The 15,340-nt window shown below is 56.7% G+C and carries 9 protein-coding genes; 4 read left to right on the top strand and 5 right to left on the bottom strand.

Features of this window, described 5'->3' with window-relative positions; all coding sequences use genetic code 11:
- Positions 1-28: 28 nt before the first annotated feature.
- Positions 29-2,614, bottom strand: coding sequence for a PAS domain-containing sensor histidine kinase (locus E1958_RS02150; protein WP_341765479.1), 2,586 nt, complete (start codon positions 2,612-2,614; stop codon positions 29-31).
- Positions 2,615-2,692: 78 nt separating this feature from the next.
- On the bottom strand, positions 2,693-4,075 hold the full coding sequence (locus E1958_RS02145; protein WP_208108562.1) for a KamA family radical SAM protein: 1,383 nt from the start codon (positions 4,073-4,075) through the stop codon (positions 2,693-2,695).
- Between the two features lie 454 nt (positions 4,076-4,529).
- Here E1958_RS02145 and E1958_RS02140 point away from each other — a divergent pair, with 454 nt between their 5' ends.
- From E1958_RS02140 to ispG, 4 genes are all read left to right on the top strand, one after another.
- Positions 4,530-5,852 (top strand): CaiB/BaiF CoA transferase family protein, encoded by a 1,323-nt coding sequence (locus E1958_RS02140; RefSeq protein WP_133510405.1) that lies wholly within the window; start codon positions 4,530-4,532, stop codon positions 5,850-5,852.
- A gap of 17 nt (positions 5,853-5,869) precedes the next feature.
- Entirely contained in the window at positions 5,870-7,135 is a 1,266-nt protein-coding gene (locus E1958_RS02135; RefSeq protein ID WP_133510404.1) for a CaiB/BaiF CoA transferase family protein, read from the top strand.
- A gap of 742 nt (positions 7,136-7,877) precedes the next feature.
- Positions 7,878-11,060, top strand: a complete 3,183-nt coding sequence (locus E1958_RS02130) for a TAXI family TRAP transporter solute-binding subunit (RefSeq protein WP_133510403.1) — start codon at positions 7,878-7,880, stop codon at positions 11,058-11,060.
- A 180-nt stretch (positions 11,061-11,240) separates the two neighbouring features.
- Entirely contained in the window at positions 11,241-12,473 is a 1,233-nt protein-coding gene (gene ispG, locus E1958_RS02125; RefSeq protein ID WP_133510402.1) for a flavodoxin-dependent (E)-4-hydroxy-3-methylbut-2-enyl-diphosphate synthase, read from the top strand.
- 325 nt (positions 12,474-12,798) lie between these two features.
- On the opposite strand, the gene hflD is transcribed toward ispG, so the two are convergent.
- The 3 genes from hflD to E1958_RS02110 form a co-directional block, all read right to left on the bottom strand.
- On the bottom strand, positions 12,799-13,425 hold the full coding sequence (hflD, locus tag E1958_RS02120; RefSeq protein WP_133510401.1) for a high frequency lysogenization protein HflD: 627 nt from the start codon (positions 13,423-13,425) through the stop codon (positions 12,799-12,801).
- A 204-nt stretch (positions 13,426-13,629) separates the two neighbouring features.
- On the bottom strand, positions 13,630-14,502 hold the full coding sequence (locus E1958_RS02115) for a C1 family peptidase (protein WP_133510400.1): 873 nt from the start codon (positions 14,500-14,502) through the stop codon (positions 13,630-13,632).
- Entirely contained in the window at positions 14,499-14,822 is a 324-nt protein-coding gene (locus tag E1958_RS02110; RefSeq protein WP_133510399.1) for a hypothetical protein, read from the bottom strand. The genes E1958_RS02115 and E1958_RS02110 overlap by 4 nt, the downstream gene beginning before the upstream one ends.
- Between the last annotated feature and the right edge of the window lie 518 nt (positions 14,823-15,340).

Below are 15,340 nucleotides of genomic sequence, written 5' to 3'. Positions count from 1 at the left end.
TCTGAATCCCGAACCGAAGTGCCTTTAGTCAGCCCTGAGCTGCGAGGGATTGGCGCGCCGATGGCGCAACCGGTAGCCGGATGAAAAAGACGGCCCCACCCCGCGGGACGGATTCCGCCCAGATGTGTCCCCCATGGTTCTTGAGGATCGTCTGGCTGATCGGCAGCCCCATGCCCATACCCGACGCTTTGGTGGTGAAGAAGGGCTCGAACAAGGATTGCATGCGCTCAGGTTCAATGCCCGGACCGGAATCCTGAACGACGACTTCGGCCTCGTCACCGATCAAGCGGGTGCGCACGGTCAGATGCCGTGCCGCGGGCGCTACCTCCTGCAGGGCATCCAGCGCATTTTGCACCAGGTTGAGCAAGACCTGCTCGATCTGTACCAAATCCACGTCTACCGCAATCCCGTCCGGCTCCGGATCGAGCTCGATCGCAAAGCCCATCTGGTCGGTATCGAACTCTACGAAGGAGCACACCTCCCGTACCAGATGGTTGAGGTCGACCTCGGATTGGATCGGCGGTTGCTTGCCGACCAGCGCCCGCAGCCGGCGGATGATCTCGCTGGCCCGCTGGGCCTGGGTCGTGATCTGGCCCATGGCATCCATGAGCTCCTGCCGTGGCCCCAGGCTGCCTTGCAGACGGCGGCTGCAGCCGTTGGCGAAATTGACGATGGCCGAGAGCGGCTGATTGAGCTCGTGGGCCATCCCCGTGGCCACCTCTCCCATGGTGCTCAAACGGCAGACATGGACCAGCTCCGCCTGATGCCGGCGTGATTCCTGCTCGGCGCGACGCACCGCCGTGATATCCCGGGCATAAATGTTTACATAACCCAGCTCCTGAATCGGGGCAAACAGCAACGAATAGATTTGGTCACCGAGCTCCGTCTCGTGTTCGAGCGAACGCCCATCTCTCAGTGCCTCACCAACCTCCTCGATCTGCTTTGCAGGCAGCAGGCCCCCTTTCTGTGTGCCCCAGGCGGCAAGCAACGGCGAGCTGGCGGCATTGGCGTAGACCACGAGCCCGGATGGGCTCACGCGCAGGATCGGGTTCGGGCTTTCACCGGCGAACCGGGCTAGGCTCTTGATTTCCCGCTCTGCCTCCCTGCGTTTGGTGATGTCATGCATATAAACGGTGTAGACGAACTTGTCATCCAGTTGGATCGGTACGATGGATAGTTCCACCGGAAGCTCGGAGCCACCCGCGCGGCGGGCCATCAGCTGACCTCGGGCTTGGGGTATCCGGCCCTCTCGCCGGGCGCGCCGCGAGTCTCTCAACAGACCGAGAAAGCGCCTTCTCCCGTCCAGGGTCAGGAAGAGCTTGCTGAAGCTGGCGCCGATCGCCTGATCGCGGGTAAGTGCGAGGGTACGCTCCGCAGTGGGATTGAGCTCGATGACTTTCCCCCTGCGACTCAGGGTAACGATGGGATCGAGGGAGGCCTCCATGATGGCGGCCTTGAGGGCCTCGCTCGCACGCATCTCGCTCTCGTGCCTGCGACTCATCTCCTCGCGTGCCTTGAGCACGAGCTGGGTGAAGTGCTGGATCCACTCTTCGAGCAGCATCAACTGGTTGGCACCCCGTTTGAAACCCGGATGTTCGATGCCGAGCGCGCGCTGTGAAAACCCGGCCATGCGCTTAAGCACCTTGTTGAGGCGCGCCGAGACCAGATAGATCACCAGCGTGAAGACCAGGATGTAGACGAGCGCGGCCCTGACACGCTGCTGCTGCTCGAAATTGCGCACCCGGCTGGACATCTTGGTGACACTCTGGTGGGAGATGAAGGTAGCGAGTAAGAGGTTCCAATCCGTGCCTTCGTACTCGGGAAGCGATTGGGTCGTGATCAGATAGGTGTCCCGCCACTCGGAGAGCCGGGTACCGGGGACCAGCAAACTCGGATCGATGCTCGCCAGGATACGTTGTTTGTCCACGTCCACCAATGCCACGGCTGCGCGGCCGGAGGACAACCCACGCTGAGAGGCAGCGAGAAACTCGTCGTTGATGGGCACCACCACGATCAGGTCACCCATCCTGTAGCCACCTGTGTCCTCGACCGCATCGCTCACTAGCAGGTAGGGCCGTTCGTCGAGGCGGGTGACGACCGTGCGCAGCTCGCCGGTATCCGTGAATTTTTCGCCAATGCCCTGCTCCAGCTCCCGCGGCAGCTCCGCGTCTCCGGATTGGTAGACCTCCCGGACTTGTCCGTGGGTGTCTACCAGCAAGATGTGGCTGGGTGCGGAAAGTGCATTACGCGCGATGAAATCGGTCAGCCAGGATGGGGAGGACTTACGATAGACGACCGGCTCGAACGCTTCTTGCGACGACCAAAACAAGGGTTCGAGGTACTCCGCCAAGCTGCGGTGATTCGCCAGCAACCGGGCGGTCATCGCATAGTTTTTCAGGTATTGATCGAACCGGATCAGGCTCTCACGGGCCCGTCGATCGAGCTGTACCTCCAGCTCCTTAGCGGCGATCTTCTTAATCGCCCGGCCCTGAATCTGGTCCAACACCCCCCATACGACCAAGCCCACCGCTATCCCCACCAGGATGGAGATGACGGGCATAGGCACCAGACGCAAAAGTCGATAGAAAAATCGCTTGACAGGGATGGGGTTCAAAGTGCTCGCTGTGCGCTGTGGCGGAGTTCCGAAGAGGATTCAAGTCTAGCCGATCCCGGGCCAGCGCGGACAACGTCGTTATCCGCCCAAATCCAGCCATCCGACGTCTTTTCCCAGTCTTTTATGAAAGAGCTTATTGTGGAGAGACGGACGGTTGGTCTGGTGATATTTCGCATAGATCCCACCGTCACTCCAGCCTAAAATCTCGATCTTGCCGGTTAGATGTGACATGACGAATCTGAACCGCTTGCTTAATCCGTCAAGCTGTTTCCGAGCCTCGTCGATCAGCTGGCAGGCGTCATGGAGTGGGACCTGAAATTCATCCATCACAGTGGTCACCGGCCGACATTGAAAGACATAATAGGGAATCACACCAGCGCGAGCCAGAGCGGCTTGCAATTCCGCCATGACGGAGGGGCAATCGTTGACCCCCTTTAATAAGACCGTTTGATTGTTCACGATCACCCCATCCTCTTGCAGACGTTTCACGGACCGGATACTGGTTGTGGTCAGCTCGCGCGGATGGTTGAATTGGGTGGTGACGTACAGTTGTTTCCCACCCGATGCAAAGGCCTTGAAGGCCTCATGTAGTGGGTCATCGTCGAGGATGCGGTCGGGGAGGACGACCGGAATGCGAGAGCCGATCCTGACGTACCGGAGATGGGGGATCCTCGCCAGTCGGCCCAGGATATCTTCAAGGTGATCGGTGGCAAGTATCAGGGGATCGCCACCACTGAGCAGGACATTGGTCACTTCCCGATGCGCCCCGAGGTAGGCCACCACCTCATCCCAGTCGACGACGACCTCATTGTCCACCAGTCCGACCAGTCGTTTTCTGAAACAGTGCCGGCAATACACCGCGCAACGGTTCGTCGTCAAAATCAAGGCGGTTTGTCGGTACTTATGCTGGAACCCCCGAAATTTCGTATGGACGTGTTCTCCGCTGGTATCGAAGGTGCCGGAGCGTTTCTGTTCTCCGAGCGATGGGATGGCTATCTTGCGGATGGGATCTTTCGGATCATCCCAATCGATTAAATCGAGATAATAGTGGGTGATCCGCATCGGGTGCTTCTTCGCAAGGTGGCGTATGACCTTTGCATCAGGGATCGGGCGTTGAATATACTGCTCTAAGGCACCGATCGTCTGGACCATATTCTCGGAATGAATGTGCATATTCATGGCTGTCAAGCCCCGTGTTCGGGGGACCGGGCTACCCTTGAGTCGCCCGCCATGCTGCTGGCCCGCGCGGACCTGGCGTTGTGTGTCGGTTGCATTAGCCGCGCGGGAAATGCCGAGGGGCAGGGCGTCGAACGCGGCGTAACGCAACACGACGCCTTCGCGGGCAGCACCAACATAGCGCCGAACAGCTCCGGGAGGATTAAAATGGTCAGCGGGAGGGAAGCCACCCCCCCCGACAGCGCGCCTTGCAACCGCGCCCCACCACGCCGGACCAATTTTCATCACTGACCTCAACCAGTATACTCCATGGCTCTTGCAGAACTAGGATCCTTGAGGGACCCACATCTTTACAAATGAGTCGAGTTTGTGCATGGACACCGGATATGCATCCGGAGATCATCAGTCGCTCTCCCCCCATCCCCGTTCGAACCGGCCTGTGCCCTTGGTCTTTGTCGGTGCCCGGATGTGGGACGGGCATTTCCCGCCCTATGCCTGAGAGATTCCACATCCGAACGGAGGCTTTACCTTGCGGCACCAAATATGATTCACTCATGGACCATAGGCCGGCATGGAACGACCTCCCGATTGGGAGCGGTGGTTTTGCTCCCCCTTCAAGGCGTAGGAAACCGCGCCGGGTGGGGTTATGCGACCAATCGATCGCATCCGCCCCGACGCCGGACTATCGGGTTGCCGCAGGCATGCCTGCATCATTACAAAAGCGAAACAGGGGTAGGCAATGAGCCAAGAAACGCAAAATTCGGGCGTTAAGGAGACCCAGCAGGCGGCAAAGGACGCTAAAGTCGAGGAGCCGACCGGTCAGGCACAGAATCAACCCGCCGTTGCACCCAAAGAGCCCAAGGACCTGCCGCTCGACGGTGTCCGGGTGGTCGACGTGGGTAACTTCATTGCGGGGCCCTATGCGGCCTCGATCCTGAGCGAGTTCGGGGCCGAGGTCTACAAGGTCGAGTACCCGATCGCCGGCGACCCGATGCGGGCCTTGGGTACGCCCTCGCGACGCCAGGACTCGACCCTGTTCTGGCTGAGTGAGGCCCGCAACCGCAAATCCGTTACCATCAATCTGCGCCAACCCACCGGGGCCAAGCTGTTTCGGAAGCTGGTTGCGAAATGCGATGTGGTGGTAGAGAGCTTCCGGCCAGGCACCATGGAGAGCTGGGGGGTCGGCTGGGACGACTTGCGCAAGGACAATCCGGGGCTGGTTATGCTGCGGGTTACCGGCTATGGCCAAACCGGCCCCTTCAAGGACCACCGCGGTTTCGCGCACCTGGCCCATGCCTTCGGCGGTCTCGCCTATCTGTGCGGATTTCCCGGACAAACGCCCACCATCCCCGGCCCCAATCCGCTGGCCGACTATATGGTGAGCCTGTATGGGGCGATCGGCATCATGCTGGCCCTGCGCCATCGGGAGCAGACCGGGCGGGGCCAATACATCGATATCGGCACCTACGAGGCGGTGTTCCGCCAGCTGGACGAGATGGCAACGGCCTACGGGCTCCACGGCAAGATCCGCGAGCGGGAAGGCGCGGGCACCATCATCGCCTGTCCCCACGGCCACTTCCGTACCAAGGACGACAAGTGGGTGGCGATCGCCTGCACCAACGACAAGATGTTCGCCCGCTTGGCCGAGGATGCGATGCAACGACCCGAGCTGGCCGCCGAAGGGACCTTCGGACTCAAGCACAAGCGGCTGGCCGCCCACGAAGAGGTCGACCGCATCGTCGGCGACTGGACGGCCTCGATGACCCGTGATGAGCTGATGGAGAAGTGTCTGGCCGCGCAGGTCCCCATCGGAGCCCTGAACAGCATCGCCGACATCTTCGCCGATCCCCATTACCAGGCGCGTGGCAATCTGGCTACGGTCAATGATCCGGATGTGGGCGAGATCACGGTGCCGGGCGTCATCCCAAGGCTGTCGGAGACCCCGGGGCGTATCGAACACCTGGGGCCGCCGCTCGGGAATATGACCGATAAGGTGCTCGGAGAGCTGCTGGGGATGACCGCCGCCGAGCTCGCCGAGTTTCACAAGAACCACGTGGTCTGATTTAAGAGGGCGTCCCTATGGCTCTTCAGCCCAAACAGAAGGACAAAACAACCGTGCGCAGCGATTCGAAATCGGAACCAAAACCGCATCTGCCGCTGTCCGGGATTCGCGTCATCGATGTGGCAACCTTCATCGCAGCGCCCTATGCCGCCGGAATCATGGGCGAGTTCGGGGCCGAGGTGCTGAAGGTCGAACACCCCTTCGGCGGCGATCCCTGCCGCAACTTCGGGACCGCGACCAAACGCGGTGACACCCTTGCGTGGCTCAGCGAGGCCCGCAACAAGAAGTCGGTCACCCTTGATCTGCGCACCCCTGATGGGGCTGCTACCTTCAAGAAGCTGGTCAGCAAAACCGACGTCCTGTGCGAGAACTTCCGTCCCGGAACCCTCGAGAAATGGGGGCTCGGCTGGGAGGTGCTGAGCGAACTCAACCCGGGGTTGGTGATGTTGCGTATCTCCGGCTACGGCCAGACCGGGCCGTACCGGGACCGGCCCGGCTTTGCCCGCATCGCCCATGCCGTCGGCGGTCTGGCCTATCTTGCAGGTATGCCGCGGGAGACCCCCGTTACGCCGGGTTCCACCACGCTTGCCGATTACCTGACCGGACTCTATGGGGTGATCGGGATCCTGCTGGCCCTGCGCTACAAAGAGAAGACGGGCAAGGGGCAGTACATCGATGCTGCCTTGTATGAGTCGGTCTTTCGGCTCTCGGATGAAATGGCGCCGGCCTATGCCCTCTATGGAACAGTGCGCGAACGCACGGGTCCCCACAATCCGATCGCTTGTCCCCTCGGTCACTTCCGCACCAAGGACGATAAATGGGTGGCCTTTGCCTGCACGACCAACAAGCTGTTCGAGGCCCTGGCCAAGGCGATGGACCGGCCGGAATTGGCCTCCTACGGCCTCTACGGACGGCACCAGAAGCGCCTGGAGGCCCGGCACGAGGTGAACGACGTGGTAAGCGCCTGGTGCGGCTCGCTGACGCGCGATGAGGTGGAAAAGAAGTGCAATGAGACCGGCGCGCCCTATGCCCCCCTCGCCAATATCGCGGATATCTTCGGTAACCGGCAATTCCATGCCCGTCGCAACCTGGTTGCGGTGGACGATCCCGATGTGGGAGAGACGCTCGTCGTCCCCTGTTCGCTGCCGCGTCTGTCGGAGACGCCGGGGGAGATCGACAGCCTGGGGCCCAGGCTCGGGCAGCATACCGATGAAGTGCTGCAGGACCTGCTGGGGATGACTCCCTCCGAGATCAAGCGCCTGCGTGACAATCGGGTTGTCTGACCCGGACGGTTTAGGCATTCCGGCGGTGTTCAGCCTGCCCGGTGGGCTGCGTCCACCAGATGAGATTGCTGAAACAATGGTGGGCCCAGCCCACCCTATGGGCCACGGAGCTGTCCGGGCTGGATTGAGCATGGGAAAATAGGCATCTTTTATCCGCAGATTACGCCGATTTCCGCAGATTATTTCATTCTTCATCTGCGGAAATCGGCGTAATCTGCGGATTAAATGTGAATGAGATGGCGTAGGATGCGGTGAGCGCGGGAGATCTTTCAGGATGGCAGTGCGAGGAGACGCGAACCGCATCAATGGTGCGGTAAGCGGCTGAAGGCGGGATGCGCTGCGCTTTCCCGCCCTACGGAACTGCCCAGTTTAGGCATTCTGCGGATAGGTCGGATAAGGGTGTAGATGTGGTGAGCGGTGGCCCTAGGACGGGGCCACGGTGAACCGCATCCTTGTATGTTCTGTTTCCAAGGGAGAGCCAAGGATCGGCTATAAAGGGACTTGATGAAGAGGACCTGGGAAGCCGTCGCATCCTACGGGCTGCCGGGTCAGTCTGGATCTGACCCTATTGGTCGTCACGCAAACTCAGTCGGACCATTTCTACCCCCCTTGTTTATCGGCTTCGGTAAGCACACCATCGAGACCCCTGTTGGAATGTCTAATCCTGATTTGGATGCTGTTTAGAGAAGCGGAACCTAACACCTAACGGAGCATAGAAAAATAAAAGAACGGAAGGCTTGTCATGAAGATTATGAAATTCTCCAGGTACTTGTTTATCTTATTATTCACTGTTGGTAACGCTCGCGCGGAGCTAACGATGATGACGGGGCCAAAGGATGGTTCCTACTATTCAGTAGGAAAAGCAATTGCGGGTTTGCTGGTAGAGAAGACACCGGTGAATGTCGAAGAAAGTAAAGGATCTGTTGAAAATATATATAAGCTTATCAAAAAAGATTGCGATTTGGCAATTGTCCAGAGCGATATTCTCCATCGCGCAAAAGATCCCAAATCCGACGATGACCGCTTGGAGTTTAGCGATAATAAAAACGAGATAGTGAGTTTGCTGGCACTATACCCAGAATATATACAAATCTTAGTCGGAAAAAAAACCAGAATTCGTAAACTTCGGAAGCTCAATGGTAGAAAACTCTATATCGGTCTTCCAGACAGTGGCACACGTTACAATGCTACCGACCTTCTCGAAGTATCTGGTATAAAATACGAAGATGTAAAATCTGTCGACGACCTTACATCTGATTCTGCTAAAGAAATTGCATATCCTCATCTCGAGGCTGGGGAAAAGTATCTCACAACTCCTGCCGCGTTAGAACTCTTACAAAAAGGGCACTTGGATGCGGTCTTTTCTACATCGGGAGGTTTCATCGAAAAGGAGGGTTTGCGACATCTTTCAATTAGAAAGGAGTTAGTGAACAAACTAAAGCGGCGATTCGAATATTACAGTCTCGCTTCGGTAGAGATTCCAGAAAAAGGAACAGTACCTTTGTTGTTTACACGGGCCAATCTCATTGCCCGCTCACCGAAAAGTCATCAAGGATTGTCAAATAAGGATGCCAAGTATATTGTCGAACAGATCCACAAGAAGCAGTCGAGTTTGGATAGAGATGTTTCAGCCGATCTAGATTTCTTTTTTGAAGATCGACTGGTGCGTCGGATTACCAACAATATTCATCCGGGAGCAGCAGAATATTTCCGGTCCCAGAATATGTTGCCTCATATAAGGTTCTGGGAATATGTCATCATTGCGATGTCGATCTTTATTGGGATGGTGATTATTTTTGCGCGGGTTTTAAGGAATACTAATTTCGTAGCTAGGTTGCTTCGGACGCGGCCTGTGACTTACCTCTACACACAACATTCATGGTTTAAAATGACCTGGGATGCTTTCCTGAAACTTACGTGTGCGACGACAGTACGGATATTGACATGGCTTTTTGCAATTACCTTTATCGGTGCGATTTATTTCATTCGATTCCTCGAGAAAGAACACTCGATTGCAAAAGATGTGGAAAATCCGTTCTCCAGCATCGAATTTCTTGATAGTGCGGTATGGCTCTTAACGTTTGCTATTACCGGTTTTAGCCAGGATATCTATCCTAACACACTATCTGCTAAAGTCCTTGCGGTTCTCATTCCGATTCTCGGTATTCTCCTTACTTTCTTTATCGTGGTAAACAGGACTTTCAGCGCTGATCGGGAAATTGAACGCCAAGCCCAGGGTATTTCGATTCCACGATTCAAGAATCATGTCGTTATTTGTGGTTGGAATGATCGTGTTCCTAACCTGCTTAAGGATCTCGTTTCCACGGCATCACCACTTCCAGCCAATGGTAGGGTTGTGGTGATTGCCGAACATGACGCGGAAAAACCATTGGAAGGGCTGGGTTTAGAGGGAAAACGTGTAGCCTACGTACGTGGTAGAAGCTCCGACTACGAGATTCTCCGAAAAGTCGGGATCGAACGCGCGCTCGGCGCCATAGTCGTCGCAGGCCAGAATAAGATTGCCAACAATAACTACCGAAGTATTTTAACCTGCGTGGCTATTCGCGATAACTTAAGTTTGCCACCAAACGAAAGAACAGGAAAAGAAGGGTTCCGTTTGGATGACTTCCCAATCATTGCAGAGCTGTATTATGAAAAAAACAGGCAGTTGTTTGAGTCGAGTGGAGTCAACAAGCTGGTTAGCTTGAAAAGCATTTCAATGCGAATGGTTTCTCACGCCGCGCTTAATCCTGGAATTAGTCAGCTTCTACTTCATTTGTTGAAATTCTCAACCTCTCAGATAATCCGTAATATCAAGGCTACGGAATTGGAGAATGGAAAACTGTCCCTTGAGGTTGTTGATCAAACGTTTGCGGACATGCTCAGAATGTTACGGAGACACGATATGTTACTGCTGGGCGTTTACGAACAAGGAAAAGAGCGCAAGCACAATACCAAGTCTATCGAGATCGAATTTCGTGAAGATAGTCCATATCATTTTGGGACTGAAGCGGATTATCGGATCAAACAAACGGATCTTCTCATTTTAGTTCATAGAAACAAGAAAGTTCCCAATGGAAATAAAGTGTTTTTGCGCGACCAACCCCCTATCATGTTCAATTATGCCGCCGAGGTGGTTCTACTTATTGGAAATAATATCGCTGGTAAAGAGATAGCTGAAATTTTGTCAAAACGCGCTAAAAGGGTAACCCAATTGATTCCATATCGCATCAAGAGTGGAAATAATGGTGGTGAAATTCATGGAATTAAGGAAGAGTCGAATGGAGGATATACAGTGTTTCGGACTAGCCAGCAACTTGATGCTCAATTCTTCCGCGAATACCATGATAAGTTTTCAGATGTGACCCGAGCGGTGATACTTGGCCCGGATCGCCAAGGTGCCGAAACTAATTCCGAGATTTTTCAGGATGACCAGACGATCATGTATGCGAAGGTACTTCGCGACGTTGCGGGGGAAGTTTTCGCCTCTGTCAAGCACTTTCATATACTCGCGGAGATGCGTTGCGATGAAAATCTTGATCTGTTTCTCCATTCAGGAATCGATCAACCCGTTCCAACGAATACGCTCATTGAACACTGCCTAGCGCAGATGGTATTCAATCGAGGTATCGTATCCGAGCTATTTTTAAAGGCGATGAGCTATTCTGATGCAAATAAGAAGGGGAGGTTAGAACGCGTATCGGCGGCAGGGCTTTCAAAATACGTTGGACAGAAAATATGTGACTCCAATTATGATGAGTTACTCGATCTTTGCATAGATAAAGAGATCCAGCTCGTCGCAATTCAACCAGCTAAGGGCAAACAGATCATTGTGAATCCGACTGATTCAGAGGAAAAGAGTTATCGGTTGAACCGAGATGATTTTATCTTTGTATTCATCAATCCCAGTGAGCACAGTGGTTAAGGGGTTTGGGATGGGCAACACGTCTAGGGTGTGTTGACCTTTAGAAGGTTCTCACAACGGACCCTAGGCTAACCAGTTGAGATTGTAGCTAGGATGTTGCAGCCATTTAATATGTGGGAAGGTCGGTTAGGGTTAAATGTTAGCGGTCCCTAGCACACTTATGCTATTTAACGGGATCTCATGAGTCTCATCCCAATCCAACGTCACCGGAGTGTACCGGTGTGTGTCGGCGGTGTTTGGATCGGCGGTGACGCGCCCATCGTGGTCCAATCCATGACCAATACGGATACCGCGGATATAGCGGCCACCACGGATCAGGTGGCCAAGCTCGCGCGGGCCGGCTCCGAACTGGTGCGTATCACGGTCAACAATGCGTCCTCGGCGCGGGCGGTTCCCGCCATCCGCGCAGCCCTCGACCGGCAGGGTTTGGACGTGCCCCTGATCGGCGATTTCCACTTCAACGGGCATCGGTTGCTCGCCGATTATCCGGATTGTGCCCAGGCCCTGGCCAAGTACCGCATCAATCCGGGTAACGTGGGCCGTGGGGAGAAGCGCGATACCCGATTCGCCACCTTCATCGAGATCGCCTGTCGCTGTGAGCGGCCGGTGCGCATCGGGGTCAATTGGGGCAGCCTCGACCCGGAGCTCGTCGCCCGCCTCATGGATGAGAACGCCGGAGCCGTCGCCCCCAGGGAAGCGGATGAGGTGATGCGTGAGGCCATGGTGGTCTCGGCGCTCGAGAGCGCACAGCGGGCCGAGAATCTGGGACTCGGCCGCGACCGCATCCTGCTGTCCTGCAAGATGAGCGGGGTGCAGGACCTGATCGCGGTCTATCGCTCGCTCGCGGCGCGCTGCGACTACAGTCTCCACCTGGGGCTCACGGAGGCCGGCATGGGCTCCAAGGGCATCGTCGCCTCCACCGCGGCCCTGGCGGTCCTGTTACAGGAAGGGATTGGGGACACCATCCGCATCTCCCTGACCCCGGAGCCTGGGGAGTCACGCACGCGGGAGGTCATCGTCGCCCAGGAAATCCTGCAAACCATGGGATTGCGGTCCTTTTCGCCCATGGTGACCGCCTGTCCCGGTTGCGGCCGCACCACCAGCACCTATTTTCAGCAGTTGGCCAAGGACATTCAGGGCCACCTGCACCGGCAGATGCCCCATTGGCGCAGCCGTTACCCAGGGGTGGCATCCATGCAGGTCGCGGTCATGGGCTGTGTGGTCAACGGGCCCGGCGAGAGTAAGCAGGCCAACATCGGCATCAGCTTCCCCGGCACCGGCGAACGGCCCTCCGCACCTGTCTATGTGGACGGTGAGAAGGTCGCAACCCTCAAGGGCAACCGGATCGCTGAGGAGTTCACGCACATGGTAGACGACTATGTGCGGACCCATTATTCGAATCGGTCGGCATAGCCATCGCGAAGTAAAGCCACATTCGCTCCCTCGCCCCCCTGCCCCCCAGGAGGGTGTCGTAATGGGTGCGATTCAAGTCGGGCGGGAAAGTGCAGCGCATCCCGCCGCTTGATCTTGTTTCAGTTTTCTCACACCAAGCCACCAAGACACGAAGCATTCTCCTCTCTTTCTGGCGTTCTTCTCTCAATCCTTATACCCCTTTGTGGCTTGGCGTCTTGGTGTGATGCAGAAGAAAAAAGGAAACGGGAGATCAGGTTATTCCGTTTCCGCCCCGCAACCGCCCACGGACGGGCTTTTACGACACCCTCCTTGGGGCGGGGAAGACTCATTGTCGCGCCAAGCGTAGATAGTCGAGGGCCGCCATGAGCAGCGCTTTGCGCCCGAACAGGAACTGCCAGCGGCTGCCCCCGACCTGGCGCCACAGCCAAGCGGAGCGCACACCGGCCAGGAGGAGGGCGCGAATCCTGTTTTGATTGTCCGGGGGTTGGAGAAAACGGGGGTCGCCTTGGACCATGACGCGCGGCTGTAGTTGGCTGATGGTCCGGCTGTAGATGTCCGCCAGATGGGCCAGCAGATTGGGGTGCAGCATGGGAAAGTGATCCAGCTTGGCCCGAGCGTCATCTATGTCTGCCCCGATGTCCCGGATCAGCTGGCTGCGACCTGCCAACACCCGTTCGAGCTTGAGCAGGGTAATGACGTAGCGGGTCAGTTCTATCTCCCGCGGCTGTTTGCCCGTCAGCTGTCCCACCAGCTCCTTCGCGCCGGCATACACGCTGCCCGGTGCACCGAATATCTCGGGCACACTATCGGCATCGGTCTGGAACAGGCTGTAGATACAAGGCGTCATGGCGTCCGTATCCACACTGCCCTGACGGGCGATCTGGCGAACGCACAGGACGGACTGATAGACACCCGCCAGGGCGATGGACCTGTCTTTGCCGGTATATGCCATGGGTTATTGCGTGGTTCGTCCCAACCTGCAGGACGGCATCGACGAGAGCCGCCCTGCCAACCGCCAGGACCGAGAGGATATCCGCAGCTAGGCCCTGCAAGGTCGGCTGTGGCTAATTTTTAATCCACAGATTACGCAGATTTCCGCAGATTAGGCAAGCAGGAGCCGGGAAAGCAATTTTTCAAGGTCCCCAATAAATAGCCCCTAAGTCAGTTCGTCCATCCGCGTACCGACCCACACGTCCCGGAACTGCCGCACATAGTCGTCGGTTACCTTGATGTGCCCGTTCTCTCCCCACCGCTTACCCCAACTGTTACGCAGCAACCAATGCCGAGTACCCTTGTCGTAGACGACGCCGACAAGGATCATGGCGTGCCACTCGGTGGTTTCGTTCCCACCGGGTGGAGCGAAGACGTCCATACCGCGGGCCTGAGTGAAGGCTCGATCGATGGGGGCGCCGAAGACCACCGGATGATCGGCCCGGATGGCAAGCTCGATCTCCTTGAGCCCCCGCGTCGAGCCGACGGAAGTCACTCGGTAGAAGCCTTTGAGCCGGTTATTACTGGCCATCGTGTAGAGGTCCAACGCCGGGGACTCGAAGACGGCCTCGGTCGTGTCCTTGTAGGGAAGGTACTTCTCCTCGACGACACCGATCTTCCGCAACTGGTGGGCGGCGGCCCGTAAATAGGAGCCTCCGTCACGATCCGTATCGCCCGTGTAGTACCTAGCGGTCCAATAGAGGAACAGGCGACTGAGCTGTTCGACCCTGTCGCCGCCTGCGAGACCGTCGAGGATCTCCAGCATGTCGCACCAGCTGGTGGCGGTACACGAATTGATACGCCCCTGGTCGCTGATGGGGGTATGCTCCGGGATGATGTGGTCACGGCCTTCCCGACTTGCGCCCGCCTTCTGGCGCATCGGCTTCTCGATGCGGGAGAAGCTGCGATCCAGGGAAGACCAGTCGGGCTTGCGGTGAACCCCCGCCTTGTGGTCGAAGATCCTCATCTCCCGGTCGTCGAGCTGACCGCCCGGACGGGTAATGACGCCATCCTTGTGTTCAGTGATCGATACGCTCATTGCATTCCCTCCGCCGGGCACTGGTTGGCCTCGGTACAGCTCTTTGCGTTCGCTATACACTTCGGGTTGAGAAAAATGCGACCTTCTCGTTGGGCCGTCTTGCAGGTGTCCCGGAAGTGCTCCCCGCGCCGGTTCACCCACATCGGGTCACCGGCTCGGTCCTTGCACTGCATGCGTTTGAGATTCTGTTCCGCCTTCAGGCAGTAATCCGTATCCGTCGGCGTGGGGGTCGGGGTCGGCTTCGCCCCCTGCCCGCCGCAGCTAGTCAGCAGTAAGAAGAGCAATAGAAAAGGGAGTAGTAGAATTAATCGTTGTTTCATATGAGCTTTCACCTTATGTAAAAAAGCAACCTGTTTTCAAGTGCACAAGTACTTGAAAAATAATGCGAAATGGAAAGTCAATTTTCACTAAAAATTGCCGGGAAGGCAATTTTCTCGAGGTTTTTAAAGCCAGAATGATAACAGGGTACTTGCTTAGGGGCACCTTGAAAAGCTTGCCCGCGCGGGTCTTGCTTTGGGTGTAGGTTGCGTTAGCCGCGCGGGGAAACGTCTCGGAGGGCACGACGTCGAACGCAGCGTAACACAACACGACGCCTTCTCGGGCCGCACCAAATAACGCCGGACATGCTGTTTGGGGGACCGGACGCGACGCTTGCGGGTGCCCAGGGGGTGTCCTTTGTGAGCGGTAATGATGTAGACTTCATTGCACGCCACGGTGTCCTTCGAGAATCGCTACCAGCTTGCATTCGACAACACCTCACAAGGAACCTTGAAAAATTGCCTTTCGCCCCTCGCTCCCTCGCTACGAACCCATAAGCCGGACGGGCTCTGAAAATTCG

The sequence above is a fragment of the Candidatus Thiosymbion oneisti genome, from assembly GCF_004359955.1.
In the GTDB taxonomy this organism is placed as follows: Bacteria; Pseudomonadota; Gammaproteobacteria; order Chromatiales; family Chromatiaceae; genus Thiosymbion; species Thiosymbion oneisti.
The sequence above is the reverse complement of the archived record's forward strand: the minus strand, read 5'-3'. Positions and strand labels throughout refer to the sequence as shown.

Excerpts from the sequence above, each read along its gene's own strand:
- E1958_RS02145 (WP_208108562.1), bottom strand. The coding sequence starts at position 4,075 with ATGAAAATTGGTCCGGCGTGGTGGGGCGCGGTTGCAAGGCGCGCTGTC.
- E1958_RS02140 (WP_133510405.1), top strand. The coding sequence starts at position 4,530 with ATGAGCCAAGAAACGCAAAATTCGGGCGTTAAGGAGACCCAGCAGGCG.
- E1958_RS02135 (WP_133510404.1), top strand. The coding sequence starts at position 5,870 with ATGGCTCTTCAGCCCAAACAGAAGGACAAAACAACCGTGCGCAGCGAT.
- E1958_RS02130 (WP_133510403.1), top strand. The coding sequence starts at position 7,878 with ATGAAGATTATGAAATTCTCCAGGTACTTGTTTATCTTATTATTCACT.
- ispG (WP_133510402.1), top strand. The coding sequence starts at position 11,241 with ATGAGTCTCATCCCAATCCAACGTCACCGGAGTGTACCGGTGTGTGTC.
- hflD (WP_133510401.1), bottom strand. The coding sequence starts at position 13,425 with ATGGCATATACCGGCAAAGACAGGTCCATCGCCCTGGCGGGTGTCTAT.
- E1958_RS02115 (WP_133510400.1), bottom strand. The coding sequence starts at position 14,502 with ATGAGCGTATCGATCACTGAACACAAGGATGGCGTCATTACCCGTCCG.
- E1958_RS02110 (WP_133510399.1), bottom strand. The coding sequence starts at position 14,822 with ATGAAACAACGATTAATTCTACTACTCCCTTTTCTATTGCTCTTCTTA.